Origin of the sequence: Nonomuraea recticatena, from assembly GCF_039533245.1 — a bacterium.
Lineage (GTDB): Bacteria > Actinomycetota > Actinomycetes > Streptosporangiales > Streptosporangiaceae > Nonomuraea > Nonomuraea roseola.
Map to the genome: position 1 here is coordinate 1 of NZ_BAAATE010000053.1, position 25,122 is coordinate 25,122.

At 69.7% G+C, this 25,122-nt stretch carries 26 protein-coding genes and 1 pseudogene; 14 read left to right on the forward strand and 13 right to left on the reverse strand.

Features of this window, described 5'->3' with window-relative positions:
• Positions 1–295: 295 nt before the first annotated feature.
• From ABFX50_RS47240 to ABFX50_RS47250, 3 genes are all read left to right on the forward strand, one after another.
• Positions 296–655 (forward strand): hypothetical protein, encoded by a 360-nt coding sequence (locus ABFX50_RS47240; RefSeq protein ID WP_346157022.1) that lies wholly within the window; start codon positions 296–298, stop codon positions 653–655.
• A 315-nt stretch (positions 656–970) separates the two neighbouring features.
• Positions 971–1,231, forward strand: a complete 261-nt coding sequence (locus ABFX50_RS47245) for a hypothetical protein (RefSeq protein WP_346157025.1) — start codon at positions 971–973, stop codon at positions 1,229–1,231.
• Positions 1,224–2,543 carry an aspartyl protease family protein gene (locus ABFX50_RS47250; RefSeq protein WP_346157026.1) on the forward strand — a complete coding sequence of 440 codons (1,320 nt, stop codon included), beginning with the start codon at positions 1,224–1,226 and terminating at the stop codon, positions 2,541–2,543. The genes ABFX50_RS47245 and ABFX50_RS47250 overlap by 8 nt, the downstream gene beginning before the upstream one ends.
• A 514-nt stretch (positions 2,544–3,057) precedes the next feature.
• On the opposite strand, the gene ABFX50_RS47255 is transcribed toward ABFX50_RS47250, so the two are convergent.
• The 4 genes from ABFX50_RS47255 to ABFX50_RS47270 all read right to left on the reverse strand — a co-directional run bounded on the left by ABFX50_RS47255 (position 3,058) and on the right by ABFX50_RS47270 (position 6,518).
• Positions 3,058–3,555, reverse strand: a complete 498-nt coding sequence (locus ABFX50_RS47255) for a carboxymuconolactone decarboxylase family protein (protein WP_346157029.1) — start codon at positions 3,553–3,555, stop codon at positions 3,058–3,060.
• Positions 3,556–3,623: 68 nt separating this feature from the next.
• Positions 3,624–5,063, reverse strand: a complete 1,440-nt coding sequence (locus ABFX50_RS47260; protein WP_346157032.1) for an MFS transporter — start codon at positions 5,061–5,063, stop codon at positions 3,624–3,626.
• Positions 5,064–5,073: 10 nt separating this feature from the next.
• On the reverse strand, positions 5,074–6,219 hold the full coding sequence (locus ABFX50_RS47265) for a serine hydrolase domain-containing protein (RefSeq protein ID WP_346157035.1): 1,146 nt from the start codon (positions 6,217–6,219) through the stop codon (positions 5,074–5,076).
• An 80-nt stretch (positions 6,220–6,299) separates the two neighbouring features.
• Positions 6,300–6,518, reverse strand: coding sequence for a hypothetical protein (locus tag ABFX50_RS47270; RefSeq protein WP_346157037.1), 219 nt, complete (start codon positions 6,516–6,518; stop codon positions 6,300–6,302).
• A gap of 197 nt (positions 6,519–6,715) precedes the next feature.
• On the opposite strand from ABFX50_RS47270, the gene ABFX50_RS47275 reads away from it, so the two are divergent.
• Positions 6,716–6,946 carry a LysR substrate-binding domain-containing protein gene (locus ABFX50_RS47275; protein WP_346157096.1) on the forward strand — a complete coding sequence of 77 codons (231 nt, stop codon included), beginning with the start codon at positions 6,716–6,718 and terminating at the stop codon, positions 6,944–6,946.
• A 149-nt stretch (positions 6,947–7,095) separates the two neighbouring features.
• Here the strand turns inward: ABFX50_RS47275 and ABFX50_RS47280 are convergent, their stop codons facing one another.
• On the reverse strand, positions 7,096–8,079 hold the full coding sequence (locus ABFX50_RS47280) for a DUF5937 family protein (RefSeq protein WP_346157038.1): 984 nt from the start codon (positions 8,077–8,079) through the stop codon (positions 7,096–7,098).
• 156 nt (positions 8,080–8,235) lie between these two features.
• On the opposite strand from ABFX50_RS47280, the gene ABFX50_RS47285 reads away from it, so the two are divergent.
• Entirely contained in the window at positions 8,236–8,751 is a 516-nt protein-coding gene (locus tag ABFX50_RS47285; protein ID WP_346157041.1) for a hypothetical protein, read from the forward strand.
• 195 nt (positions 8,752–8,946) lie between these two features.
• Here the strand turns inward: ABFX50_RS47285 and ABFX50_RS47290 are convergent, their stop codons facing one another.
• Both ABFX50_RS47290 and ABFX50_RS47295 read right to left on the reverse strand, forming a co-directional pair.
• Entirely contained in the window at positions 8,947–10,134 is a 1,188-nt protein-coding gene (locus ABFX50_RS47290) for a serine hydrolase domain-containing protein (RefSeq protein ID WP_346157042.1), read from the reverse strand.
• A 149-nt stretch (positions 10,135–10,283) separates the two neighbouring features.
• Positions 10,284–10,700 carry a hypothetical protein gene (locus ABFX50_RS47295; protein ID WP_346157044.1) on the reverse strand — a complete coding sequence of 139 codons (417 nt, stop codon included), beginning with the start codon at positions 10,698–10,700 and terminating at the stop codon, positions 10,284–10,286.
• 336 nt (positions 10,701–11,036) lie between these two features.
• On the opposite strand from ABFX50_RS47295, the gene ABFX50_RS47300 reads away from it, so the two are divergent.
• From ABFX50_RS47300 to ABFX50_RS47315, 4 genes are read left to right on the forward strand one after another with little or no spacing between them, the layout of a single operon-like run.
• Positions 11,037–11,159, forward strand: coding sequence for a hypothetical protein (locus ABFX50_RS47300; RefSeq protein WP_346157047.1), 123 nt, complete (start codon positions 11,037–11,039; stop codon positions 11,157–11,159).
• Positions 11,156–12,214, forward strand: a complete 1,059-nt coding sequence (locus ABFX50_RS47305) for an acyltransferase family protein (RefSeq protein ID WP_346157050.1) — start codon at positions 11,156–11,158, stop codon at positions 12,212–12,214. Before ABFX50_RS47300 ends, ABFX50_RS47305 begins: the two co-directional genes overlap by 4 nt.
• Before the next feature lie 29 nt (positions 12,215–12,243).
• Entirely contained in the window at positions 12,244–12,450 is a 207-nt protein-coding gene (locus tag ABFX50_RS47310) for a hypothetical protein (RefSeq protein WP_346157052.1), read from the forward strand.
• A 5-nt stretch (positions 12,451–12,455) separates the two neighbouring features.
• Positions 12,456–13,442 (forward strand): RNA polymerase subunit sigma-70, encoded by a 987-nt coding sequence (locus tag ABFX50_RS47315; protein WP_346157054.1) that lies wholly within the window; start codon positions 12,456–12,458, stop codon positions 13,440–13,442.
• A 325-nt stretch (positions 13,443–13,767) separates the two neighbouring features.
• Here the strand turns inward: ABFX50_RS47315 and ABFX50_RS47320 are convergent.
• Together ABFX50_RS47320 and ABFX50_RS51610 are read right to left on the reverse strand one after the other, a co-directional pair.
• A pseudogene (locus ABFX50_RS47320) lies at positions 13,768–14,332 on the reverse strand (dihydrofolate reductase family protein).
• 484 nt (positions 14,333–14,816) lie between these two features.
• A complete protein-coding gene (locus tag ABFX50_RS51610) occupies positions 14,817–14,993 on the reverse strand; it encodes a DUF4158 domain-containing protein (RefSeq protein WP_379506784.1) in 177 nt (58 codons plus the stop codon).
• Positions 14,994–15,576: 583 nt separating this feature from the next.
• Here ABFX50_RS51610 and ABFX50_RS47325 point away from each other — a divergent pair.
• The 3 genes from ABFX50_RS47325 (at position 15,577) to ABFX50_RS47335 (ending at position 17,564) form a co-directional block, all read left to right on the forward strand.
• Positions 15,577–16,116, forward strand: a complete 540-nt coding sequence (locus tag ABFX50_RS47325; RefSeq protein ID WP_346157057.1) for a SigE family RNA polymerase sigma factor — start codon at positions 15,577–15,579, stop codon at positions 16,114–16,116.
• A complete protein-coding gene (locus ABFX50_RS47330) occupies positions 16,113–17,237 on the forward strand; it encodes a hypothetical protein (RefSeq protein WP_346157058.1) in 1,125 nt (374 codons plus the stop codon). Before ABFX50_RS47325 ends, ABFX50_RS47330 begins: the two co-directional genes overlap by 4 nt.
• 102 nt (positions 17,238–17,339) lie before the next feature.
• Positions 17,340–17,564, forward strand: coding sequence for a hypothetical protein (locus tag ABFX50_RS47335; protein ID WP_346157059.1), 225 nt, complete (start codon positions 17,340–17,342; stop codon positions 17,562–17,564).
• 140 nt (positions 17,565–17,704) lie between these two features.
• On the opposite strand, the gene ABFX50_RS47340 is transcribed toward ABFX50_RS47335, so the two are convergent.
• From ABFX50_RS47340 to ABFX50_RS47350, 3 genes are read right to left on the reverse strand one after another with little or no spacing between them, the layout of a single operon-like run.
• Complete coding sequence (locus ABFX50_RS47340) at positions 17,705–19,177, reverse strand: dihydrolipoyl dehydrogenase family protein (protein WP_346157060.1); 1,473 nt, start codon at positions 19,175–19,177, stop codon at positions 17,705–17,707.
• Between the two features lie 41 nt (positions 19,178–19,218).
• Entirely contained in the window at positions 19,219–19,665 is a 447-nt protein-coding gene (locus tag ABFX50_RS47345; protein ID WP_346157063.1) for a VOC family protein, read from the reverse strand.
• A 29-nt stretch (positions 19,666–19,694) separates the two neighbouring features.
• The gene (locus ABFX50_RS47350; protein ID WP_346157065.1) at positions 19,695–20,522 is read right to left on the reverse strand and encodes an alpha/beta fold hydrolase; all 828 of its coding nucleotides are present in this window, start codon (positions 20,520–20,522) and stop codon (positions 19,695–19,697) included.
• A 438-nt stretch (positions 20,523–20,960) separates the two neighbouring features.
• Between ABFX50_RS47350 and ABFX50_RS47355 the strand changes: the two genes are divergently transcribed.
• Positions 20,961–22,574: a tannase/feruloyl esterase family alpha/beta hydrolase gene (locus ABFX50_RS47355; RefSeq protein ID WP_346157067.1), complete on the forward strand. Its 1,614-nt coding sequence runs from the start codon at positions 20,961–20,963 to the stop codon at positions 22,572–22,574.
• 443 nt (positions 22,575–23,017) lie between these two features.
• Here ABFX50_RS47355 and ABFX50_RS47365 read toward each other — a convergent pair whose 3' ends face one another.
• Positions 23,018–24,076, reverse strand: a complete 1,059-nt coding sequence (locus ABFX50_RS47365; RefSeq protein WP_346157069.1) for an alpha/beta fold hydrolase — start codon at positions 24,074–24,076, stop codon at positions 23,018–23,020.
• 270 nt (positions 24,077–24,346) lie between these two features.
• On the opposite strand from ABFX50_RS47365, the gene ABFX50_RS47370 reads away from it, so the two are divergent.
• Positions 24,347–25,120: an alpha/beta hydrolase gene (locus ABFX50_RS47370; RefSeq protein ID WP_346157070.1), complete on the forward strand. Its 774-nt coding sequence runs from the start codon at positions 24,347–24,349 to the stop codon at positions 25,118–25,120.
• The last annotated feature ends 2 nt before the right edge of the window (positions 25,121–25,122 follow it).

Consider the following 25,122-nt stretch of genomic DNA (forward strand, 5'->3'; position numbering starts at 1 on the left):
GCGCGGGCAGGAGCTGCACATCCGCGCAGTCCTCGCCGCCAACGACGAGCACAACCGCTCAGAGCCAGGTGTCGACAGCAGTGCCCCATGGGGCTCATCAGCGATGCTGACGAGCATGTAGCGCGATGAGGGCGCTGCGCTGGGCCGGGCTCAACGGGGGTGGCCGTTCAGGAGGTGCCGGACCCGAAGATCCGCAACCGCCAGGACGCGGATGACTCCTTAGCGGCCCCCAAGACTTTGCCTGACAGGGGAGAAGGGGGCTGGTGCCGTACACCTGTGCGGGTAGGCGGCAGGCATGGACAGCGAGAAGCCGGAAGGACCTCAGCTATGCGGCTGGTGTGGCATGGCGATCCATGACGGGATGGAGGTCCACGGCATGGCACGGGACTCTTCGGTGACGCACGCCAGCGACCCCGCACGCGACGGCCAGCGCTTCCTGACCAGCTGCAGCCGTGAGCATCTCGCCGCGCTGCAGGAGCACTACCGCCACCGTCCCTTCGTCGACGAGGAACTGTGGGCGGGAAAGATGGCCAGAGCCCTGGACAGGTCTGAAGCGCTCACCGTTGAGCAGTTGGAGGAGGTCACCGGGCTGAGCCGGGAACAGATCGAACGATGCGTGGCCTGGCTCGAAGCGCAGGTCTATCGACTGCACTGAGGGCGGGCGTTGTACCAGGCTCCTCGGCAAGTCGCGGCTGTGTATCCGGCGGGGCCGGAATCCATGACGATCTTGCGCGAAGGGTGACGTCCGGCTTCGGCCTGGAATCGGCGCCGATCACCCAGGCCTCCTTGAGGCCGGGGATTTCGTGTATCGCGGGCGTATCGAAAAACGCATACGTCACGGCAACAGTCTTCCGTCTTCAGTGGAGGCATGGACCACAGCGCATCACTGCCGGAGCCAGCCCGTCGTACGCGCAGGATGTGCTCGTCAGGCTGGCGACCCTACGTCGTGAAGCAGCCTGAGGAGGCAGTCATGCGCACAGCCGTGGTCGCGGCCGTGGCGGCGGGCCGGGTCCGCCGGCGCCAGCACCGCGGGCACCGCGAGCGCGCGTCGTCCACCGTGGACTCTAAGCCGTCTCCGGACAAGCCCGAGATGGACTGCGGCGGCACGGTGACCGTACCGGTCGACTGGTCGAAGCCGAACGGGCCGACCATCCAGGTGGCTGCTGTGACCGTCCGTGGACAGAACGTTCCGGCGAAGGTGATCACGAGAGGAGAAGGTGTTGGTGAATGACGGGGGGTGGGACCGGCGTTCGGTGTTGCGCGGCGCCGCGGTGCTGGCCGGTGCGGCTGCGACGGCGCCGCTGCTGGGCGAGGCGGCCACGGCGCTGGCCGACAGCGCTGACGCGGACGCGCTGTTCAAGGCCGGGAAGTTCGAGCAGGCCGGCCGCGCGTACGAGGAGATCCTCAGAAAGGACCCCAAGAACCTGCACGCGGCTCGCCAGCGCGGCTATGTAGCGCTGCTGGCCAATCGGTTCGCGGTCGCCGAAAAATACCTCAAGCTGGCCCTCCAGCTGGCGCCCGACGACAAGGACGCCAACCACTTCCTGGCCGACTGCTACATCCGGCAGGACAAATTCGGCCTGTCCGCACCCCACTGGAAAGCGGCCGGCGAGGACAGCTACGCCAAGTGGTTCGGGGCAGTCCGCGGCGAGGCGTATCAGGTCCACGGCCAGACCGCGCGGGTGCCATGGAAGCAGACAGACCCGATGCCGCTGGTGGAGGCTTCGGTCAACGGCGGGCCGACGAAGCGCTTCTCGTTCTACACCGGCGCCCCGAATCTGGGCATGCGCGCGTCGGTGGCCAAGGAGGCCGGGCTGAGTCCCGTCGCCAGTCAGAAGATCGATTTCGAGGGCGGTTCCATATGGGCGCACTACGGGATACTGGACTCCTTCAAGCTGGGCGGCATCGAACTGCGCAACGTCCCGGTGGGCTGGTCGGCGACGGAGTCGGGCGGAGATGTCGACACCGACAGCGACGGCCTGATCGGCACGTGGGTCTTCTACCACCTGCTGACCACCTTCGACTACGCGGGCCGGCAACTGATCCTGCGCCGCCGTACCCCCGAAACGGCCGGGAAGGCACGCGCCGCCGCCACACGGGCGGGCGCCGAACCCCTGCCGCTGTGGCTGGCCCGTGAGCAGTACCTGCACAGCACGGGCAGCTTCTCCGGCGTCGCCGGCTCCCGCACAGGGGTGGTGGGTGTGAACTTCGGCGGCGGCAGCGAGATCGCCGCGGGCATGCGCGGGGAGACGGCCGAGCAGTTGGGGATCCGCACCGACTACGACCGCCAGGTCGGAACTTTCGCCCAAAGCCACCCGGCCGTCGTCTACCCCTGCTATCCGAAGGAGATCCGCCTCGGCAACGCCGTCGCCAAGGAGGTCTACTCCTATACGAACCCGAACCAGCCGGTCAACGTGCCCTGGCCCTATGGGACAGGGTTCGACACCATGGGCTGGTTCTCCCACTGCTTCTGGAAGCCCTACAACATCACCGTCGACTTCACCGACATGAACCTCTACATCGCCCGCGGCGTGGCCGCCTGATCACCGCGACTGCACGGGCGTGGTGGGAGCTACCTGGAGCTGCCGGCTGCCACGGTCGAGAAGGTGAGGGCGGACCGGGCGCCCTCACCCGGTCCCATCCTCCTCACGGGCCGGTCAGGTCCGCCGGCCTCGAGCGGTTGCCCGAAAGGCGGGACCTGTACCGCGACGCTTCCTGAGGCTGCGGGGGTGGGCGGGGGTCTGCGGGTCGCGTGCCTTCTTGATGTCGCCGAAGCCGGGTGGGCGTCTCGGCGGAAGGCCGCTGTGGGCGCGCTCGCGTGTACGGGGGCTACCCGCTCGCGGCGAAGGGTGCCGCCGGTCGTTCGCGCTGCCCGACGCGGCCTGGTGGGTGTCCGGGGTTGTGCGACCCGGAGGATGGTCCAGGGCGAGCCCCGATGCTCTACCGATCACACAGGCCGGATTCGCGGATGTCGACGGAGACCGGCTGGTTGCGACAGGGGCGGAGGGGCTCGGGGTGAGGAGCCTCACCCCGAGCGCGGCCCTTGGTGGATGGGCGTTACTTCCTCCACTGCTCCGCCGGCGACAGGCCGGGCAGCGGCTTGCCGATGAGGGCCAGGGGGAGGAAGAAGCAGACCTGGCCGATGGCCATGATGAGCGTGGCGAGCGCCTGGTCGTCGTACTGCTCGGACGCCCGGGCGTACAGCTCGTCGGGGACGCGCTCGCCGGACGGGTTCGGGGTCAGGACCGATTCGACCAGCTCCAGCGCGACCCTTTCGGCGGCGGTGAAGTAGGGCGCGTCCCGCCAGGAGGCCACGGCGGTGATGCTCTCCTCGCTGGCGCCGGCCTTGCGGAGGTTGCCGGTGTGCAGGACGGTCAGGTACGTGCTGCCGGCGATCTGGCCGGCGCGCAGCTGCACCAGGCTGATGGTGGTCTGCGGGATCGTGCCGTTCCCTGTCGCCCTGTACAGGGCGCCGCCGATGTCCTTGAGCTCGGGGACGAGCACGGCGGGGTTGGGGAGACGCGACTGGCGGTTGTGCTGCTCGATGGTGGTCATGGGGGTTCCTTTCTGAACGGTGTTTCGCTGCTCTGACGGGTCGCAGGGCGTGAAGGTGACCGGTGATCTCACCGGGAGGCGCTGCCGAGGGGTTCGGCGTTCCGGCTCGCAGGGCGCGGCCGCAGGAGCAGCACGGCGGTGAGGATGGCGGCCAGGTAGAACGCCCCCGCGCCGAGCATGCCCGCGGTGTAGCCGCTGGTGAGCGCGTCGGGCAGGGGTGTGCCCTGCGGTTGGCCGGTGGTGGCGGCGACGGCGATGCCGGCCAGGACGGCCAGGCCGAGGGCGCCGCCGATCTGCTGGCTGGTGTTGACCAGGCCTGAGGCGATACCGGAATCGCGCGATGCGACGCCGTGGACGCCGCCGATGGTGGCCGCGACGAAGCCGATACCCAGGCCGATACCGCCGGCGAGCTGCGCGGGCAGGAGCACGAACAGGGGGTTCTGGCCCGGGGCGAGGAGACTGAACCAGCCCATCGCCGCGGCCGCCACCGCCATGCCGATCGCCAGGACGGTCCGGGTGGCGGTGCGGGCCTGCAGCCTGGGTCCGACCACGCCGGAGCCGATGCCGATGCCGATGGCGAACGGCAGGTAGGCCAGACCGGTGATCATGGGCGTGTACTGCTCGATCGTCTGCATGTAGAGGGTGAGGAAGTAGAAGGTGGCCAGCTGCCCGGCGCCCATGAGCAGCATCACCAGGTTGGCGCCGAGCCTGCCGCGGTCGGCGAGCACGCCTGAGGGCAGCATCGGGTCGCGTGCGCTGCGCTGGATGAGGACGAAGGCGACCAGGAGTGCGACGGCGGCCGAGCCGAAGGCCAGGGTGAGCCCGTCGCCGACACCGTGCGAGCCGGCCCGGTTGATCGCGTAGACCAGTGAGCCGAGGGCCAGGGTCACGGTGACCGCGCCGGGCAGGTCGAGACCGCCGCGCCCGCGGCTGCCGGGCACCACAGCGAAGGTGCCGGCCAGGACCAGCAGTGCGATGGGGATGTTGACGAACATGATCCATCGCCAGCCCAGGTACTCGGTGAGCGCGCCGCCCAGCAGCAGCCCGACGACCGAGCCCAGGCCGCCCATCGCGCCGTAGACGCCGAGTGCCTTGTTGCGCCGCGGTCCGGCGGGGAAGGTGTCGGCGAGCAGGGACAGCGCGGCCGGCGCGACGATCGCGGCGCCGACGCCCTGCAGGACGCGGGCGGCGATCAGCACGGTCCCGTTGCCTGCCACGCCGCCCAGCAGGGAGGCGGCCAGGAAGACGACCAGCCCGGCGCGGAACATCCTGCGGCGGCCGAACAGGTCGCCCGCGCGGCCTCCGGCCAGCAGCAGGCCGCCGAAGGCCAGGGCATAGGAGGTGAGGACCCAGTCCAGGTCGGCCTCGGCGATGCCGAGCCCGGTTCCGATGACGGGCAGGCCCACGGTCACGATGGTGCCGTCCATCACCATCAGCAGCTGCGCGGCGGCGATCACCAGCAGGGCGAGGCCGCTTCTTTCCGTACGGGGAGAGGTGTGTGTGCTCATGTGAGGCCCTTCAGGAGGTGATGGCTCCGTGCACCGCGGTGGCCAGCAGATCGTGCTCGGGGTAGGACCAGCCGAAGCCGAAGCGGCGCCGGGTGTAGCCGAAGGCGATGCCGCTGACCGGGTCGGCGAAGGCTTCCGAGCCGGCCGAGCCGTCATGGCCGAAGGCGTTCGCGCTGAGGAACGGGTAGCGCAGGCCCTTGGCCTGGAAACCGAGCGCGTAGTTGCCCTGGTCGCCGCGGACCAGGTCGGCACCGACGGAGTGCAGCTGGGCGAACTCGCCGACGGTGTCCGGCTTGAGCAGCGGCGGCTGCCCGTTCACTCCCCAGACGGCCGCCGCGTACAGGCCGGCCAGGCCGCGCGCGCTGCCCACGCCGCCGGCCGAGGCCTGACCGTTCGCGCGTACGGCGCGGGTGTTGGCGAAAGCCACCTGGTCCAGCGGCGGCGTGCTGTTGAGCCCGTACCCGATGCCGAGGATGCTGTGCGGTCCGGGCACTTTCGCCCAGAACGCGGCCTCCTGCTCCGGGGTGGCCGTCCACCCCTCGATCGGCCGGAACCGGCCCTCCTCGGCCTCGGGCAGCCCCAGGTAGAGGTCCAGCCCGTACGGGGTCCGGATGCGCTCGTCGTAGACCTGCTGCAGCGACTGGCCGGTGGCGCGCCGGATCACCTCGTTCACCATGGCGAAGGTGACGAACCCGCCGTAGCCGTAGGAGGAGCCCGGCCGCCAGTACGGCCGCTGCGCGGCCAGGCGGCGCGCGATCACCACGTCGTCGGACAGTTCGGCCGCCGACAGCCCGCCGTCGACCCCGATGACGCCGGAACGGTGAGTCAGCACGTCCCGCAGCGTGATCCCGTCCTTGCCGGCGGCGGCGAACTCCGGCCAGTGCCGGGCCACCGGCTCGTCGAGATCGAGGACACCCTCCTGCACCAGCACCGCCGCCACCAGCGTCGCGGCACCCTTGGTGGAGGAGTACACCCCGGTCAGCGTGTCACCGCTCACCTCGTCCCCGGCCCACAGATCGACCACCCGCCGGCCGTGCGCGTAGGCGGTCAGCTGCGTGCCCACCTGGCCGTCCTGCTCGGCCACCACCGCGGCGAACGCCTCGCGCACCTGCTCGAACCCGTCCGCGACCGTCCCGTGGACGTCCATCCTGCTCATCGTCGGCAACCCTTCCTGAGTGAGTGTTGGTCCCCGGCATGACGGATGGCGCGGGGAAAGGGTGACCGGTGCGTTCGCGGTCACCTTTGTCTGCTGTGCTGCGTCAGCGGTGTGACGTAGTCGAAGGAGAGGAACTGCGACCGTGACGCTGCGGCCGGCACGCCCGGACTCCGGCGACATTGGACCTGGTCAACGCCCTCGCCGGCATCGACGATCTCGAAGGCGCACACCGAGTCGGCGACCCGGCCGGAGCCGTGGCTGAACCACGAGATCCCGCCGCCGCCGATGAAGCCGGCCACAGTCACAGCCGGCCAACCCGCCGGGGACTACCAGGGAAGAGGGCCCTCGTGCTGGACGAAAGCGGCGGTGGGGCCATCAGGGCCGAGCAGTGCCATGGCCACGATCGGCGCGCCACCCTCCGCGGGGCTCTTGGCCCAAGTCCCGTGATTGATGCCGGTTCTGACCCACCCCGGGTCAACGGCGTTGACTGCACGACCTGCGTGCCTACTGGGAGGCCTTCCGCGCCCGTCATCCCAGCTGGAGGCTGCGCATTCAGCATCCGGCCTTCAACGATCCTTTCGGAGCGCTGCGCCGAGGTGACGTCGACGTCCTGGTCGTCTGGCTGCCCGTCGAGGAGTCCGACCTCACCGTCGGCCCGGTCCTCTACGCCGAGCCGCGCGTACTGGCCGTCGGCGCCAACGTCAGCAAGATCCCTCACTCTTCGTAATCGTCGGTGGTGCCGGGTGGAGCTGTACGGCCGGTTGATGGCTTCGAGTTCGCGTAAAGGTGTCCGGGTTCCCGAGCGAACGAGGCTGCGGTCAGTCGGTTCGCAGGTCCAGACATCGGGCTGTTCGCCATCGATCTGTGGTCGGCCGGCTAGTCGCGGGGTTCTTCCAGCAGACGTGCTGCCTGTGCGGTCCGCTGGTACAACACGTAGCGCCCCTCTCTGACCTTGGTGACGAGGCGTGCGCGGTGCAGTGCGTTGAGGTGGTAGGAGACGGTGCCCGGGCTGTAGCCGATCCGGGTGGCGAGTTCTGCGGTCGACCGGGCGGTTTCGAGGTCCGCCAGCAGGGCTGCTCGGGCGTTGCCGACCACTCGCGCGATCCCTCTGGAGCTGCGGTCCCGGCTGGCTCCGACTCGCTGGGCGGGGTAGTAGAGGACGAACTGCCCGGGGACATCGACCTGGATGATGACGTGGGGCCAGTTGAGCACGCTGGGGGCGAGGACCAGGTCCCGGCCGGTGACATCGATTTCGCCATCCCACCACTTGGCGAGGGTAACCGCGTCGCCAGCCCAATCGATGTCGGGGTGGAGTGCTCCGATCGCTCGGCCGACGCCATGGGCGGCGATGGCCGTCGCGCGGTGGGCGATGTCCTGATCCAGGATGGAGCGCAGTTCGGGCCAGCCGTCGGAGAGGGTATCCCGCCAGAACCGGGCGAGCCCGTTGGCGAGACGTCGCTGCATCCGCCCCGACTCCGCGATCCGGCGGGTCGTGGCCCGTAGTGGCCTGCTCCAGTGGGTCCGGGTGTGGGTGAAGATCTGGGTTTCGAGATCGTCCTGCGCTGTGGCCTCGATCTGCGCGATCTGCTCGTCGAGCAGGTCACGACGCTGCGCGTCCGTCCCTGGCTGCGGGGTGAGCAGGTCGGGCGTGTAGGTGTCGCCGTTCTGCGGCAATAGGTCGGCGAGCAGGGCGACGTCCGGGTGGGCGAGAGACGCGCGGGCGAGCGGTCCGGGATCTCCGAACACCGGGTGCCGTCTCGACGCGGCGGTGAGCTTCAGCCACGCCATGGACTCCGACGCCGGAGAGGGCGACAACCGTGTCCTGGACACCGTGTCGGCGTCTACACGCAGCGCGAGCACCGTCCCGACGCTAGCAGTCGTCGCGGTGGATTTGAACTGGATCGAATGCTTTGCGGCACAAGGTCCACGCGGGATTGAGTGGTGTCGCCGAACAACGGCGGCAACGTTCACCGCCCGATCTGAGGCGGTCGCCTCCGCACGCCGGTGATACGTGGCTTGCGCACCCGTTACTCGAAGAAGCTGGGAGTGGTTGTCATGGTGAGGTTGCAGGACACAACGCAGGCGAAGAGCCGCACGAGGAAGGTCGGCGCAGTCGTGGCCGCGGTGGCGTCAGTTACCGGGATGGTCTTCGCGGCGGCGCCCGCCACCGCCGCCGCCTACCCCACCAGCACCTTTTCGATCCAGGTCGGGGCGAGCTACTACAAAGGCACGGTCACCTGGTACAACCGATCGGTCGGCGTCACCGGAGCATTCAAGGCAGTCGGGTGCCGGCGGGTGTACGCGGACACCCGGATAGCCAACTCCGGGCGGCGGCTGGACTGGCAGAGTTCCAGCACCTGGTGCGACGAATCTGGGCCCGCGACCCTAGCCGTCAACGCGGACGTCCCCGGCGGGGCCACCAAGGTCAATGTCTGGATGACCACCGGAAACCCTAACGAAGGCCTCGAACACTTCTCCTGCTATCGCGACTTCAGCACGTGCTTCGGTCCCTATGTGGGACTGCCGCAATAACCGCGACGACCAGGCGGACATGGCTGACCTGGGGTGATGGTCAGTTGCGGCACCGTCCGGCCTGAGCCGGTGACCCGCGCAGGGGCGCCGAACCCGCTTGCCCGCCGCATCGCGTGATCCTTTGGGTGAAGCCGGGCAGCGGTGAAGCCGCGCAGACGCATCGGACGCAGCAGCCCGGTCAGGTCGAGCCGGCCGCTAGGCGGTGGCGCACAGCGCCTGCTGCTGGAAGGCCGACAGCGCCTCGTCGATGGGGTGCGGCTGCGGCTTGCCCGACGCGTCCAGCGCGTTCCACCTTATGAGGTTGATCGCGTAAGACATCTGGCGGGCGCCGTCGGCCCGGGTCAGGGACACCGCCCCGGCCCCCCACATGGTGCCGTTGTGGCCCCAGAAGGTGCCGCAGCCCGGGATCGTGACCTTGTGTAGCCCCAGCCCGTAGTCGATCTTGTCTTCGTAGACCTGGGTGGAGACCGGGACCGTGCGCTGCATCTGCGCCAGCGACGCCCGGGTGACGATCCGGCCGTCGAGCAGCGCGCCGTAGAAGCGGTTGAGGTCCTCCACGGTCGACACCAGCGCCGCCCCCACACCCACCCACGACGGGTCGTAGACGCTGTAGTCGCGTGGCGGGTCGATCTGGCCGTGCATCGCCTCGTACATCCGCGGGTGCGGGCCCTTGATGCGGGGCCCGGTCGGCAGCGTGGTGTGCCGCAGCCCGGCGCGCCGGATGACGTGGTCGGTGATGTAGGCCCTGGCCGTGGTGCCGGTCACCTTCTCCAGGAGCAGGCCGAGGATGAGGTAGTTGGTGTTGGAGTACACCCCGGGAAGGCTGCCCGGCTTCCGGGCGGGCAGCGCCAGCCCCATCGTGATCAGCTCTGCCGGGCTGAAGTGCCTGAACCGGTTGTCGTCCAGGCTCTTGGCTGACATGTCCGCCAGGGACGGGAAGGCCGCCAGGAGGTAGTCGGGGATGCCGCTGGTGTGGTTGAGCAGCATCCGGACCGTGATCTTCTCGCCGCGCTCACCCGGCACCACGTGCGGCAGGTAGCGGCTGATCGGCGCGTCGAGCCGCACGCGGCCCTTCTCGACCTGCTGCATGATCGCGGCGGCGGTGAAAGTCTTGGTGATGCTGCCCACCCGGTGGCGCATGTCCGGCCTGACGGGGCGGCCGGTCGCCAGGTCGGCGACCCCGGAGGCGCCGCGCCACGCCTGACCGCCCGCGCGGACGGCGCCCTGCACCCCCGGCATGCCGGCCCGGTGGACCTCCTCCAGAGCCGACGTCAGCTTCGCGTCATCCACCCCGGAGCGCGCCTCAGCGGCGGGAGCCACCATCACCATGCCCGCGACACTCAGCACGGCCGCACTCGCCCGGGTCACCAGGCTGATCTTCACGACATCCGTCCTCTCATGATCGGTGCCCGTGCACCCAGACCGTGGCGCACGGGCTCTCACGAGCGGCAATTGTTGTCGGGGTGCTGGTCAGGGGCGTCCCCCCAGGGAAGGCAGCTGCGCTACCGCACCGGGATCAACCACCGGCCGCACTACGCCATCGGGAGTAGCGGGCCACTCGGGGCGGATGTCGGGATGGTTTCGTCGGCGTTGGGTGTCCAGGTCCCTCGCTGGGCGTCGAGCCCGTCGAGGCGACGGTGGGTGCCTTCTTCGCTGGGCTTGAGGTAGCGCTGGAGGGTGCGGCGGTCTTCGTGGCCGGAGAGGTTCATCAGGTCGGCTTCGGTGGCGTCGTCCGAGCCGGCGTGGGTGAGTCGGGAATGGCGCAGGTCGTGCAGATTCCAGCCGTCGGTGGCGGCGCCGAGGTGGCGTTCGGCGGTGTGGTAGGTCATGCGTCGGCGGCGGCTGGCCGGGTCGACGTCATGTACGGGCGCGGTGCCGTCGTCAGGGGCGATGCGCGCGGACAGGAAGATCGGCCCGCGGGTTGGGCGGCCGAGGAGCCGGCCGAGCATCCGGGCGGTGCGGATGTCGTAGAGCAGCTCGTCGGGCGGATGGTGCGTGCGCGGCGGTTGGCGCGGTCCAGGTCTTCGACGTTCAGGCGCAGGACTTTCTCAGCGCGGGCGGCGGTGGAGTAGAGCATCGCCCACAGCGTCCGGTCTTCCAGCGGGCGGCAGCCAACACGCACGACAGCCTGGCGTTGGAGCATGTGCCGGTGGACAGCGGCGCTGGGACCCGCGCCACGGACCAGCCGCTCTCGCCGCATCAACCGATCGGTTGATGCCGGAATCCACCATCCCGCTCTCCGGCCGGACGATCCGCCACCCCCGCCGCCGCGCGATTCTCAAGGCATGCCCACACACCGGGAGCCCGCCCTCCGCATCGTCGGACTCCGTAAAGCCTTCGGCGACGACGTGGCCGTCGACGCCCACGCCAGGGAACTGGTCGAGATCTTCCTCAGGGCGGTGCGATGAAGCGCCTGGCCTACGTCGACAACCTGCGCGTGGCCCTCACCGTGCTGGTCGTCCTGCACCACGTCGCCGTCACCTACGGCAACATCCCCGTCTGGTACTACGTCGAGCCCGCCCAGGACCCCTCGGGGCTCGCCCTCGACGTCCTGGTCATGTTCGACCAGGCCTTCTTCATGGGCTTGTTCTTCCTGCTGTCCGGCTTCTTCACCCCCGGCTCCCACGACCGCAAGGGCGGCCGCCCGTTCCTCAGGGACCGGCTGGTACGGCTCGGCATCCCCCTGCTCGTCTTCCTCCTGCTGCTGCGGCCGCTGGTCACCTTCGGCATCTACAGGGAGATGGACCTGCCGTACTGGCAGTTCTACCTCGCCTCCTGGGACCCGGGCCCGATGTGGTTCGTGGAGGTGCTGCTCGTCCTCGTCGCCGTCTACGCGCTCGTCCGCCGCTACGGCAGGACCCCTCGTCCCGTGCCCCAGGGCGCGCCGGGGTTCGCGGCGATCGCCGGGTACACGCTCGCGCTGGCGGCCGTCACGTTCCTGTGGCGGCTGGTCGTGCCCACCGGCCTGTACGTGCCGGTGCTCGGCCTGCCCACGCCCTCGCACCTGCCCCAGTACGTCAGCATGTTCGTCCTGGGCGTGCTGGCCTTCAGGCACGGCTGGTTCGACGCGCTGTCGAGGAGGGCGGGCAGGCTCGGCTTGGCGGCGGCGGCGGCCGGCTCGCTGGTGCTGCTGCCCGTCCGGTTCGCGACCCAGGGCGTGCCGTCGGAGCTGGCGGCGGCGACGTGGGAGGCGGTGTTCGCGGTGGGGATCACCATCGGCCTGCTGGTGACCTTCCGCGAGCGCTGCAACCGGCAGGGGCCGCGCGGCAGGTTCCTGTCCGAGCAGGCCTACACCGTCTACTTCATCCACCCCGTCGTGCTGGTCGGCCTCTCCTACGCCTTCAGCGGGCTGCACGCCGCCGCGATCGTCAAGTTCGCCGTCGTCGCGGTTCTGGCCCTGCCGCTGTGCTGGGGCCTGGCCTACCTGGTGCGGTCCCTGCCGGGAGCCAAACGCGTCCTGTAAACGTCGACGAAGCTGGGCAAGAGATACACATGCGACTCCGATCACGCCTGCACCGGCTCGACAGGCACCTGTACGCCTCCGTCGCGCAGGCCAGGCTGCCCGGCTTCGAGCGCGCGGAGATCGACCCCGAGCCATCCGGCCTGGCGAACGGCCCGGGTGTCAGCGGCTTCACCGATCAGAAATCCTCCGCCACGTCGTCAGTTCTGTTAGCCCTCTCGCACCGGTGGAAGGATTGATGACCATGACCGACGCCAGACTGCAGGGCGCCGACGAGGCCACGTTCATCGCGGCGGTCCGCTCAGGCGACGCAGCACAGTTCGCGCTCATCACGGAGCGCCACCGGCGTGAGCTGCAGGTGCACTGCTACCGGATGCTCGCGAACTACGAGGACGCCCAGGACATGACGCAGGAGACGTTCCTGCGAGCGTGGAACAAGCGGGAGTCGTTCAAGGGCCACGCGGCCCTGCGGACCTGGCTGTACCGGATCGCGACGAACGCCTGCCTCGACTTCCTGGAGAAGCGCAACGACCGCACACCCGTACCGTCCGAGGTGCTGTACCTGCAGCCGTACCCCGACTGGATGCTCCCCGAGGACCCGCAGGAATCGGTGGTGGCGCGGGAAACGATCGAGCTGGCGTTCATCGTCGCCGTCCAGCACCTGCCGACGCGGCAGCGGGCGGCGTTCATCCTGCGCGACGTCCTCGGCTGGCCGGCGTCGAAAGCCGCCGACGCCCTCGAACTGACCGTCGCATCGGTGACCAGCGCGCTGCAGCGGGCGCGCGTGACGATGCGCGAGCAGCTGCCCGACCGCCGCCTCGACTGGCGGAGCCCCGCCACGCACGAGCTGTCGGATGACGAGCGCAGCGTGGTGAGGTCGTACATGGACGCCCATGAGCGCAACGACCTCGACGGGCTGATGGCTCTGCTGCGCGACGACCTGCGTTTCACGATGCTGCCCGATCCGGGTGCCTTGGTCGTCACGGCCAAGGACGCGGTGGACGGCTGGGTCTCCAGTGGGCTCTTCCAACACGGCTACGACGACTGGCGCTGTATCACCACGACGGTCAACCGCATGCCTGCCGCCGTGCTGTACCTCCGCGCCCCCGGCGACCCGGAGTACCGTTTGTTCGCCATCGCTGTCCTGCACATCGTCGACGGGAAGATCGCCGAGCTCACCGGATTCGACGCCACCGACAAACCATGGCTGGGCCTGCCCGCGACGCTGTGATCAGACAAGTCCGCATCGTCGACGAGTCCAGCGCACGGGCCGCCGTCACCGAAGTCACCGCGGAATGAGCACCCCGACCAGCTGAACACCCACGCGGTAACTCGAACACCACCGCCCCGCCGGCGTTGCCGGCGGGGCATCTTCATACCCGAAGATCATCTTCATGATCGACGACGCCGTCGTCCTCATCTCCAGCGAGTCGGTCAACAGCTCACTTGGAACGCAAGGAAGGGGCCGGGGAAGGTTCCCTCATAGCCGAGGGTCACGGTGAGCACGCCAGGAAGGATTTCGACCTGGCCTCACGAGCCGAGCATGTGGCCAGTGCTCATCGCCTCGTCTCGTACCTGGTCAGCACCACGCCGTCGGGAAACGTCCGGGTCTCCACCAGGCTCAGGTTCACCCAGTTGTCCAGGGCTGTGAAGAACGGCGTGCCGCCGCCCACCAGGACCGGATGGGTGACGATCGCGTACTCGTCGATCAGCCCGGCCCCGCATGGCCGCCGCGGCGAGTGTGGCACCGCCGATGTCCATGGGGCCGCCGTCGTCGGCCTTGAGCCTGGTGATCTCGGTGACCGCGTCGCCGGTGACCAGACGGGTGTTCCAGTCGACCGTGCTGGTCGTAGAGGAGAACACCACCTTCGGCATGTCCCGCCAGCGGCCGGCGAACTCGATCGCCGCCGGTGTGGCACCCGGCTGCTTGTCGGCGGTCGGCCAGTGGGAGCTCATTGTCTCCCACAGCTTGCGCCCGTACAGCGCCAGGCCCGTCGCCTCCACCCGGTCGGACCACCACTGGAACAGCTCGTCGCTCGGCACGCTCCAGCCGAGGTCGTCGCCGGGCGCGGCGATGTAGCCGTCCAGGCTCATGTTCATGCCGAAGGTCGGTTTCCGCATCGTGCCAGCCTCCTTTGAGTCGATCTCACACGTACAGACGGGCGCGGCGCGGAAACCTCATCGGTGCGCGATCTGCGTCCGCAGGCAGTCCTCGCGTTCCGGACTCAGCACGGCGTACTCGGCGGGCTCGAGCACCACCGAATCTCGATTTCACCCTCGCGAACGCCAGGTCACACAGTTACAGCGCCGGGCCCTCTCACCGTGCTGGAGATCGCCAACCAGTTCCCGACGCTGGGTATCTCGCTCGGCGACCAGCGGCCGCACGTGCCCGGCAAGATCCGCGAGTACCTACCTCTCCCAGCGGGACCAGCGTGACCCGTGGGTGTCCGTCGCGTGCTCGGTGACGGGAATGTCGGTCGCGTTCCCGAGACGTCGAGGACGTAGTGGGCCTCGCGCTTGGTCGCGACGATGACTTTCGTGCCGTAGGTGGTGTGCTGGTCGGTCACGTGTGTGTGGGCCAGCAGCACCGCGATCAAGTTCCGCTTCAGCTCACCGGCGGGGCCGAAAGCACCTTGTCCGGCACGAACCCCAGCCACGGTAACGTGCATAACGCCACGGCCAAGCCGAGCCGGTCCGCCGGACCACGGCCCCGACCGGGATCGACGAACGCGACATCCGCCGGAGTAAGGGTGAAGAACCTCGCTAGCTCGTCCCTCCCAATCTCCGGGAACCCCGCAGGCGCTCCAGCTCTGCTGGGGGTCCCGGTAGCAACCGCGGAGTCAGCGCGGCCACCGCAACGGGTTCAGGCGGAGCGGGATGAACCGGGTGCCCCGCCACAACGCCGTACGTCGCCCCCGGGCGCGGGCGGGCGCCGATCTTGCCTCCCCTGAGCGGCGACTGGCACGCTGCTGGCATGAGACACGGTGATCAAGGTGGTTGGGCTCGCTGCGCGAGCGTAGGCGGCGGCATGCGGTACATGGGCGGCATGCGACGGCACACGGGCGGCTGGGTCGCCTGACCCCCACGCGGACGCGGCAGGCGCCGCTCTTCACCCGCGCCGACCTCTCTTCGACCTGCTTGGCCACCCCGGGCGCTCCCGGGTCGACCGGGCCGCCTCGATGCACTCATTCACGCGTACGGCACGGCCGCCGAGTTCGGCGGGCAGGAACAGCAGGAGTCCGCCGCCGGGCAGCGGACATTCCTCGAGTACTACGGGAACCCCAGCAGGGCGGTGCCGAGGGTCAGGCGCAGAAGAAGGCGTCGGCGTGACGCAACCCCCTCGGGGGCTTGCGCATGTAGAAGACATGAATTCCGAGACCATCCATGCTCCGCCCGGTTCTCCGGGCGCCGAGGGGCCGGCCGACATAGTCGTGACCGAGTTATTCCGCGCCCACCGGCTTGCTCTTGTGCGGTTGGCGTTCCTGTTGGTGGGTGACCAGGAGACCGCCGAGGACGTGGTCCAGGACGCGTTCGCCGCGGTGTTTCGCAGGTGGAGCAAGCTGTCCGACCGAGGGGAGGTGCTGCCGTACCTGCGCACGGCCGTGGTCAATGGGTGCCGGATGGTGCTGCGGCGCAGGGTGATCATCGGGCGGTTTCGCGGTCACCGCGAGGTTCCTTTCTGGTCGGCGGAGGCGGCGGCGTTGCTGGGGGAGACTCGCCGACAGGTGTTCCTAGCCGTCCGGGCTCTGCCACGACGCCAGCGCGAAGCGCTGGTGCTGCGTTACTACCTGGACCTGTCAGAAGCGGAAATCGCCCAGGCGATGGGGGTCAGCCGCGGAACGGTCAAATCGACGGCATCCCGGGCGCTGAAGGTGCTCGCCACCCAACTGCAGGAGGAGAGATGACCCGAAACGTTGAAGACCGACTCCGCGACGCTTTCACCGCAGGTGCGGAATTGGTGTCGCCGGAAAGCCTGGGGCCTGTCGCGGTCCGCCCGCGTCGGGGCTTTCGAGGGCTGCCGGTGTTGGCGGCCGCGGTGGTCGCCGTCATCCTCGCCGTGGTCGCGCTGGTCTCCAAGGAGATCGCCGTGCCCGCCCCCCCGTCTCCTTCCGTGCTCGCGCCCGCTGACGGGAACGAGGCACTGCGCCGGCTGGCCGCCCAGGTCGCACGGTTGCCGGACGACCGCGGCGCGTACTGGCGCAGGTCGCTGGTGAACGACCATCTGATACGGGTACAAGCCGGTGGACGAACCTTCAACGCGTCGGTGTCGTCGAGGACAGAGCTCTGGCTGCCACGCGACTCCAAGGACCCTGTACAGACACAGAACGGGGAACCGGTCCTGCGCCCTGCGACTCCGGCCGACGAGCGGGCCTGGCAGGCCGCCGGATCGCCCGCCAGGGTTCAGCGTGTGTGCGCACCCGGCACGAAGGCGGCCGACTGCGTGAAGCTGCCGATACGTGCCGAGATCAGGGACTGCCAGTACACCCACGAGGTCACGCCGGATTACGGGCCCGGCGCTCACCCGCTTGGCGGGTACACGCTGGCCGAGATTTCGGCGCTGCCTGCCGATGACAAGGGGCTGCGGGAGTGGCTGCGTGCCCGCTGGGAGTCCCGCCGTGCCGAGACAGGGCAGGCACTGGAGGTAGCCATCGCCGATTCTCATTTCCTGCTGGCGATGCCCATCAGGCCGGCGGCCCGGGCCGCCGTCCTTCGCCTGCTCGCCGACCTGCCGACGACCAGCGTCCGGGGGCCGGCCAAAGACCCGCTGGGACGCGGCGGCCTCGCCGTGGACTTCAAAAAGGGCACAAAGTCCTTCAGGGAGTTCGGCGAGGACGACGAGGTGACCGAGGACCACACGACCATCCTGAACCCATCGACCGGCGAGATCCTGGCCAAGGTCACGAAGGCGGGAGGGAGCACCGTGGGCCTGTCCAAAGGTGAGATCGCGGCGTCCGAGGTCTGGACGTCCGTGACAGGCTGGACCGACGACCGCCCGAAGCGCCCAGGAAACTGTCGCCGCCTGTAGCGGGTCACGCGGGTCAAACGGGCCAGCGCGGGCCCCGCTCGCGCCGAGCGGGTCTTCTGAAGCCGAGTTCGCGGGCCCGTCTGCCCCCCTTTCAGGGCTCTGATGTGTATCCCGCTGGTCCTCAGCATGGCCGCCAGGGGCGAGCTGCCCGCCGAGGCGATCGGCCGCCGGCTCGCGCTGGTGCTGCGCCGCACCTGGCTGGAGACCCGCCGCGCCGTCGCGGCCCTGGCCGAGCTGGCCGACGCCGGCGGACACCAGGAGGTGTGGCGCATCCTGCGCGCCCTCTGCCCGGGATGCTGCCGGGCGAGGGGCAGCGCATCACCGTGACCACACCGAACTCGTCGCCTTCGCCGACCGGCCGCTGGCTGTCGTTACGCCACCGTGCGGATCCACATCGCGGACCGCGCTGAACGCGGCGGTCCGTGCCCAGCTGATCCCGGTCCACCCGGCCAACGGCGCCGAACTACTCATCCGCGACGGCCACACATGGGCCCTTGGCCGCCGTGCTGGTCCCGGTACGTCTCGAGCAGCCGTAGCCACACCTCGCTGATGGTGGGGAAGGATGGTACGGCGTGCCACAGGCGTTCGATGGGGATCTCGCCGGTGATCGCGACGGTGGCGGAGTGGAGGAGCTCGGTGACGCCTGGTCCGGCGAAGTGGCAGCCGACGACGGTGCGGCGATCGGGGTCGATGAGGGCGCGGGCCCAGCCGCGGTAGTCCGGGTCGTGCTGGATGGCGCCGGCGACGTGGGCGAGGTTGTAGTCGACGACGTCAACGCGGCGGCCGGTGCGCCGGGCTTCGATGGTGGTGAGGCCGACACTGGCGATCTCGGGGTCGGTGAAGACGACCTGAGGAACGGCTGCGGTGTCGGCGGTGCCGGCGTGCGGGCTCCAGCGTTCGGTGTCGAGCGGGGCGCCGAAGGCGCGGGCGGCGATGACGGCGCCGGCGATGCGGGCCTGGTACTTGCCCTGGTGGGTGAGCAGGGCCCGCCGGTTGACGTCACCCACGGCGTAGAGCCAGTCGCCGGGGGCGGCGGTGACGGCGAGGGAGTCGTCGGTGGTGAGCCAGTCGCCGGGGTTCAGGCCGACGGTCTCGAGGCCGATGTCTCCGGTGCGGGGTACGCGGCCGGTGGCGAAGAGGATCTCGTCCGCGGTGAGTCGGCCGCCGCCGGAGAGGGTGATGCCGACCTGGCCGTCCGTACGGGCAGCGGTGGCGACGGTCACGCCGAACCGCAGGTCGGTGCCCGCTTCGCGCAGGCGGTCAGCGACGAGTTCGCCGGCGAAGGGTTCCATCTGCGGCAGCAGGCGGGCGCCGCGGGCGAGGAGAGTGACCTCGGTGCCGAGGGCCTGCCAGGCGGTGGCCATCTCGGTGGCCACGACGCCCGCGCCGACGATGACGAGTCGTCCGGGCGGCTGCGGGGCGCTGGTGGCTTCGCGGCTGGTCCAGGGGCGCAGGGCAGCGAGCCCGGGCAGGTCGGGAAGGGCGGCTGTACTGCCGGTGCACACGGCCACGGCGTGCCGGGCCAACAGGTGGATGGTGCCGCCGTCGGGGGTGGTCACGGCCACGCGTCGTGGCCCGTCGAGGCGGCCGTGGCCGCGTTGGAGGTCGATGCCGGCCGCTTTGAGCCATTCGACCTGGCCGTCGTCGTTCCAGTGGGCGGCCATGCGGTCGCGATGCGCCAGTACGGCGGCGGCGTCCAGCGGTCCGGCGGCGGCCGGGCCCAGCCCGGGCACCCGTCCGGCGTCGGCACGCAGGAGCGCGGGGCGCAGCAGGGCTTTGCTCGGTTCGCACGCCCAGTAGGAGCATTCGCCGCCGACGAGTTCGCTTTCCACGATGACGGTGCTCAGGCCGGCGGCGGTGGTCCGGTCGGCGACGTTCTCGCCGACCGGACCGGCCCCGATCACGACCACGTCATAGGTACGGGTGTCTACGTTGGTCACTGGTCCTCCATGGTGTGGCCGTGTCTCGGGGATGCCGCTGGTCAGCGGCCGGGCAGCCGTTCGATGATCTGCTGCAGGAACCAGCGGTTGCCGTCGGGGTCGGCGAACGAGGCGAAGGAGCCGTAGCTGGCACGCTGCGGGTGCAGGCCCATGACGCGGTTGGTCTCGCCGGCCTGGTGGAAAGCGCCGGTGGCATCGTGGAACGGGCCGGCGACGTCGACGCCGCGGCCTGCCAGTTCCCTGTGGGCCTGCTCGATGTCGGACACGATCAGGTGCAGCCCTTCGACCGCGCCGGGTTCGGCGTCGGTGAGGCCGTCGCCGAAGATGATCGAGCAGGCCGAACCGGGGGGAGTGACCTGGATGATCCGGTAACCGTCGTTGATGGGGAAGTCCGCGTCGAGGCGGAAACCCAGCTGCCGGGTGTAGAAGTCCTTGGCGCGGTCGACGTCGGATACGGGCAGGACGACGACTTCGAGCTTCATATCCATGGTTGTGATCCTTCTTTCGGGTCGTGGGGCTATCGGGTGGTGCGGGCGGCCTTCTCAATGACGCCGGCCACGGTCTTGGGCTGGGAGACGGCGACGGAATGGGAGGCGCGTACTTCGACGGCGTGCGCGTGGGCGCGCTTGGCCATGTAGCGCTGCACTTCGGCGGGGATGTTGAGGTCCTGGGTCGTGATGATTGCCCAGGTGGGCTTGTCCTTCCAGGCGGCGGCCTCGGTCTTCTCCTCCAGGGCGGACTGGGCGATGGGCCGCTGGGTGGCGGCCATGAGGGCCGCGGTGCCGGCCGGTACGTCGGCGGCGAACTGGTGGTGGAACTTGCCGGGCTTGATGTACAGGTCGGTTCCGGCAGTGCCGTCGGGGAGGGCGAAGGGGGTGGGGTCGAGGGTGGCGGGGAGGGTGGAGCCGGGGTACTTGTTCGTCAGCTCCAGGGCGGTCTCGCCGGGGGCGGGCAGGAAGGCGGCGACGTACACGAGGGCCTTGATCTGGGGGTCGTTCGCGCCGGCGACGCTGATGACCGAGCCGCCGTAGGAATGCCCGACGAGGATCTTGGGTCCGGCGACGTGATCGAGGACGCTGCGGAGTGCGGCCGCGTCGTGGGCCGGTCCGCGCAGCGGGTTGGCCGCGGCGACGACGGGATAGCCGTCCGCGCGCAGCTCTTCGATCACCGCGTTCCAACTGGAGGCGTCGGCGAAGGCGCCGTGCTCCAGCACGATGGTCGGTTTGGCGGGCTTGTCCGCCGCGAGGGCGGGCGTGGCGACGGCGGTGGTCAGGAGACCGATCGCGACCGTCGACAGGGCGCCCCACTTGAGCCCCCTGCTGCGTACACCCCTGCTGCTGGCCACGGAATTCCCCTTTCAAAGCTTCCGACGAAGGTGATGAATCTGGCGCCATCACTGTCATCCAGGAAGGACCGCGGCCACATCGGTCATTTGACGGTCAGGCACGAGGAGTCGGCCTGACCGACGTTCGGCAGCACAACGGCGCTGGTCGGCGGGCAACCTTGCCTTGCGTGGCGGTCGTGTGCGCGCCTCGGCGCGTTAAGCCATTCAACTCTTCAGTCGGCGACGTGAGCATGGGCGGCACCGCCCGCGCCGTGGGCGGAAGAGCTGCGCGCATGTCTCGTATGCGGCCCGCTGACTGCGGAGCAGCGCGTGTGACGTGCGCCCGGAGCGGCTCGCCGGTGCTGACCGTCAACTGACTGATGTGCCGAGTGTCGGCCGCGAACGACAGTGAGACGCACCCCAACAGCTGACGACCTGAACTTCAGCGAAAGGAACGTCATGAAGCGCTTTCTGATCCTTCTCGCGGCCGGTGTGCCGCTTGTGGCGGCGATGTGCCTGCCGACCGGCGCCGCGGCTGCCGTCGCCACCCCCTTCACCTGCTCGTCCATCGCCGTGACCGCCCCGGCAGGCACCACGGTGGAATCCGTGACGGCGCAGCGCCGGGAGGCGGGCACCGTGAACGTCCCGCCGGTGACGCCGCTGCCCGGTGCCGACATCCCCGGCGTGCCGGCCCACTGCGCGGTCACGGTCACGCTCACTCACCCGGGCGTCGGCGACCACGCCAAGGTGCAGGTCTGGCTCCCTGAGACGGGCTGGACCGGCCGTTTCCAGGCATTGGGCGGCAGCGCCTTCGCCGCCGGCGACTACGGCGCGGGCCTGGCCGGCGCGATCAAGAGCGGCTACGCCGCCGCGACCACCGACGCCGGCGTCGGCGCCTACCTGGACACCACCTGGGCCCTGAACAGCGCGGGCGAGGTGAACACGGCGCTGCTGAAGAACTTCGCCGACCGCTCACAGCACGAGATGACGGTCGTCGCCAAGCAGGTCATCGCCAAGGTGTACGGCAAGCCCGCCTCCTACTCGTACTGGACCGGCTGCTCGACCGGAGGCCGCCAGGGCTACATGGAGGCCCAGCGCCACCCCGGCGACTACGACGGCATCCTGGCCACCGCTCCGGCGATCAACTGGGACGAGTTCGAGGTCGCGACCCTGTGGCCGCAGGTGGTGATGAACGAGGAGAACACCTTCCCCGCCCCCTGCGAGCTCAATCTGTTCAACCAGGCCGCCGTCAAGGCCTGCGACCCGCTCGACGGCGCCCGCGACGGGCTCATCGGCGACCCTTCCACGTGCGACTTCGACCCGCGCCGGCTCATCGGCAAGACGGTCGAGTGCGAGGGCAAGCAGGAGACCATCACCGCGGCCGACGCGGCCGTCGTACGCAAGATCTGGGACGGCCCCCGCACCCCGTCCGGCACGAAGCTGTGGTCCGGCGTACCGATCGGAGCCGGCTTCGACCTCGCCGGCACCCAGCTCGACGCGGACGGCAACCGCATGGGCGCGCCGTTCCCGGTCCCGGCCGCCTGGGTCGCGACATGGCTGAAGCGGCAGCCCTCCTACGACCTCTCGACGATCACTTACGCCGAGTTCGCCAAGCTGTTCAAGCAGTCCCAGGCCGAGTACGACGCGATCATCGGCACCGACGACCCCGACCTGTCAGCGTTCCGCAGGTCCGGCGGCAAGCTCCTCACCTGGCACGGCCAGGCCGACCAGCTGATTCCGGCCCAGGGCACCGTGGACTACCGCCGGCGGGTGGAGCTTGCCATGGGCGGTGCGCGCCGGGTCGACGACTTCTACCGGGTGTTCCTGGCACCGGGCGTCTCCCACTGCGCCGGAGACACGAGCACCGGCCCGAAGCCCACCGACGCCCTTGGTGCCCTGACGGCCTGGGTCGAACAGGGCAAGGCTCCGCAGACGCTGAGCGCCGCCATCACGGACTCCTCCGGCAAGACGGTGAGGCGCGAGTTGTGCCGGTACCCGTTCGTCTCCCGCTACATCGGTCACGGCGACCCGGCCGACGCCGGCAGCTACTCCTGCGCTCCCGTCCGGCGCTGACGACCAGTATTTCCTCAAGGGCGCCGATCTGTCGGTCCGCAGCCCCGAGCACCTCGCCACCATCGCTGCCGGCCTGAACGGCCGACCACGCAAAACGGCCGGCCACGCGAAACGGCCGACCACGCAAAACGCTCGGCTGGGAAACCCCAGCCGAGCGTCTCGCTGAGCTCTTGGCAACCGTCAGTTGATCAGCGTGTTGCTACGAACCCCTTGAATCCGCCGCGCAGTGAGGGGCTTTTCGGCTGGATGTACGGCTGCTTCACGGTCGGCGCTTCGTGCATCGTTGCGGACCAGCGTCTGGACGACTCGGCGGGTCGCGGAGGGCGCGCCACACGAAGCCGAGGCGTGGCTGCGACAAAGCCACAGACGCGCCGAAAGCCTGCCAGATCGCATCCGGCAGGCTTTCGGTGAACCGCAGGTGGTGGGGCCTGCCGTCGCGTTCGTCAGAGGTGGTCCACGTCGACGACGGCCTGGGCGAAGGCCGTGGGCGCCTCCTGCGGCAGGTTGTGGCCGATACCCGCCAGGGTGCGGTGTTCGTAGGGGCCGGTGAACATGTTGCGGTACGACGAGCCGTCGCCCGGCGGCGCCGTGAAGGGGTCGCGCTCGGCGTCAAGGGTGATGGTCGGCACCTTGATGACCGGCCGGTCGGCGAGCCGCTTCTCCAGACCGTCGTAACGGCGCTCCCCGTCGGCCAGGCTCAGCCGCCACCGGTAGTTGTGGATCACGATGGCGGCGTAGTCGGGGTTGTCGAAGGCCGCGGCCGTGCGGTTGAAGGTGGCGTCGTCGAAGTCCCAGGTCGGGGAGACGGTGTCCCAGACGAGCCGGTTCAGGTCGTGACGCTTGCTCTTGTCCTCCATGGCCTTCCGCCCCCGCTCGGTGGCGAAGTAGTACTGGTACCACCAGGCGTACTCCGCCTTCGGCGGCAGCGGCTCGAGGTTGGCCTCGAGGTTCGTGATGACGTAGCCGCTCACCGACACCAGGGCCATGCACCGTTGCGGCCACAGGGCCGCGATGATGTCGGCGGTCCTCGACCCCCAGTCGAAGCCGGCGAGCAAGGCCTTGTCAATCTTGAGGGCGTCCATCAGGGCGATGATGTCGAGCGCGATCGCCGACTGCTGGGCGTTGCGGAACGTCTTCGAGGACAGGAACCGCGTCGTGCCGTGACCGCGCAGGTAGGGAACGATCACCCGGTAACCCTGCGCCGCCAGCAGCGGGGCGACGTCGACGAAGCTGTGGATGTCGTACGGCCAGCCGTGCAGGCAGATGACCACAGGCCCGCGGGCTGGGCCGGCCTCGGCGTAGCCGATGTCCAGCAGCCCGGCCTTGACCTGCTTCAGCGAGGCGAAGGACGTGTGCGTGCCGGGCGTGACCGCCGGCAACCTCGGGGCCGCCCCGCGCGTGGTGGCGGAGGCGGAAGGGAAGGCCTGCCAGCCCGCCAGCGAGGCGACGGTCGCGCCGGTGGCCAAACCGACGGCCTTGCCGAAGGTGCGCCTGTTGATCATGTGGAGTCCTCCGTGTCGTGTCACAAGGAATGCGGCATTTCTTACTGTTTCGGGCAGGGGAACCCGACACATCAGTCAGATGACGGTGAGACACGGCGACCGGCAGCCGTGCCGGCCACACGACAAGCTCCCCGGAGCACGGTGTCCCGGCGGACCAGCCGGACCAGCGACGCGACGCGGACGGGGACATTCGGTCATTCGACTGTTCCCGCCCGGGCGCATCCGGGCAATCCTTGAGCAGACCTGGTCCTGAGCCTTTCCGGAGGATCCGTGAACCCCACTCCCGTCGTCTTCATCCACGGCGCGTGGCTCCACGCGTCGTCGTGGGAGTCATGGAACGAGCGCTTCTCCAGTTTCGGGTTCGCCGTCTGCGCGCCGGGCTGGCCGGGGGAGCCCGCCACGGTGGGCGAGGCCCGCCGGCGTCCCGAGACGCTTCACGAGCTGGGGCTCGACGCGCTCACGGATCACTACGCGCGCATCGTCCGTTCCTTCGACACCCCGCCCGTGATCGTCGGCCACTCGGTGGGCGGCCTCATCGCGCAGCACCTCCTGGGCGCCAACGCGGGCTGTGCCGCGGTCGCCATCGCCCCCGCCCTTCTCGATCACGCGTCCGTCCTGGCGCCTGGGGAGCCGTGGCCGGTGTCGATGGACGCCGGGAGGTTCCGGCGGCTGTTCGCCAACGCGGTCACCGACCAGGAGTCTGCCGAGCTGTTCGAGCGCCACGTCGTTCCCGGGTCACGGCGGCTGCTGACCGAGCTGGGGCATGGCGGCGCCGTACGGCATCCCCGGGCGGTCGTGGACCACGGCAACACCGGCCGCGGCCCGCTGCTGCTGATCTCGGGGCAGGAGGACCGGCTGGTGCCCGATCACGTCACCCGGGCCGTGTACAAGTTGTACGGAGACTCGACAGCCACCAGCAACCTCAAGCAGTTCCCGGACCGGGCACATTCGCTGGTCCTCGACAGCGGCTGGCGGGCGGTCGCCGACTACGTGCTGGTCTGGCTCGCCGAGCAAGGGGTACGCGCCGACCCGTCGAAGTGGTGAAG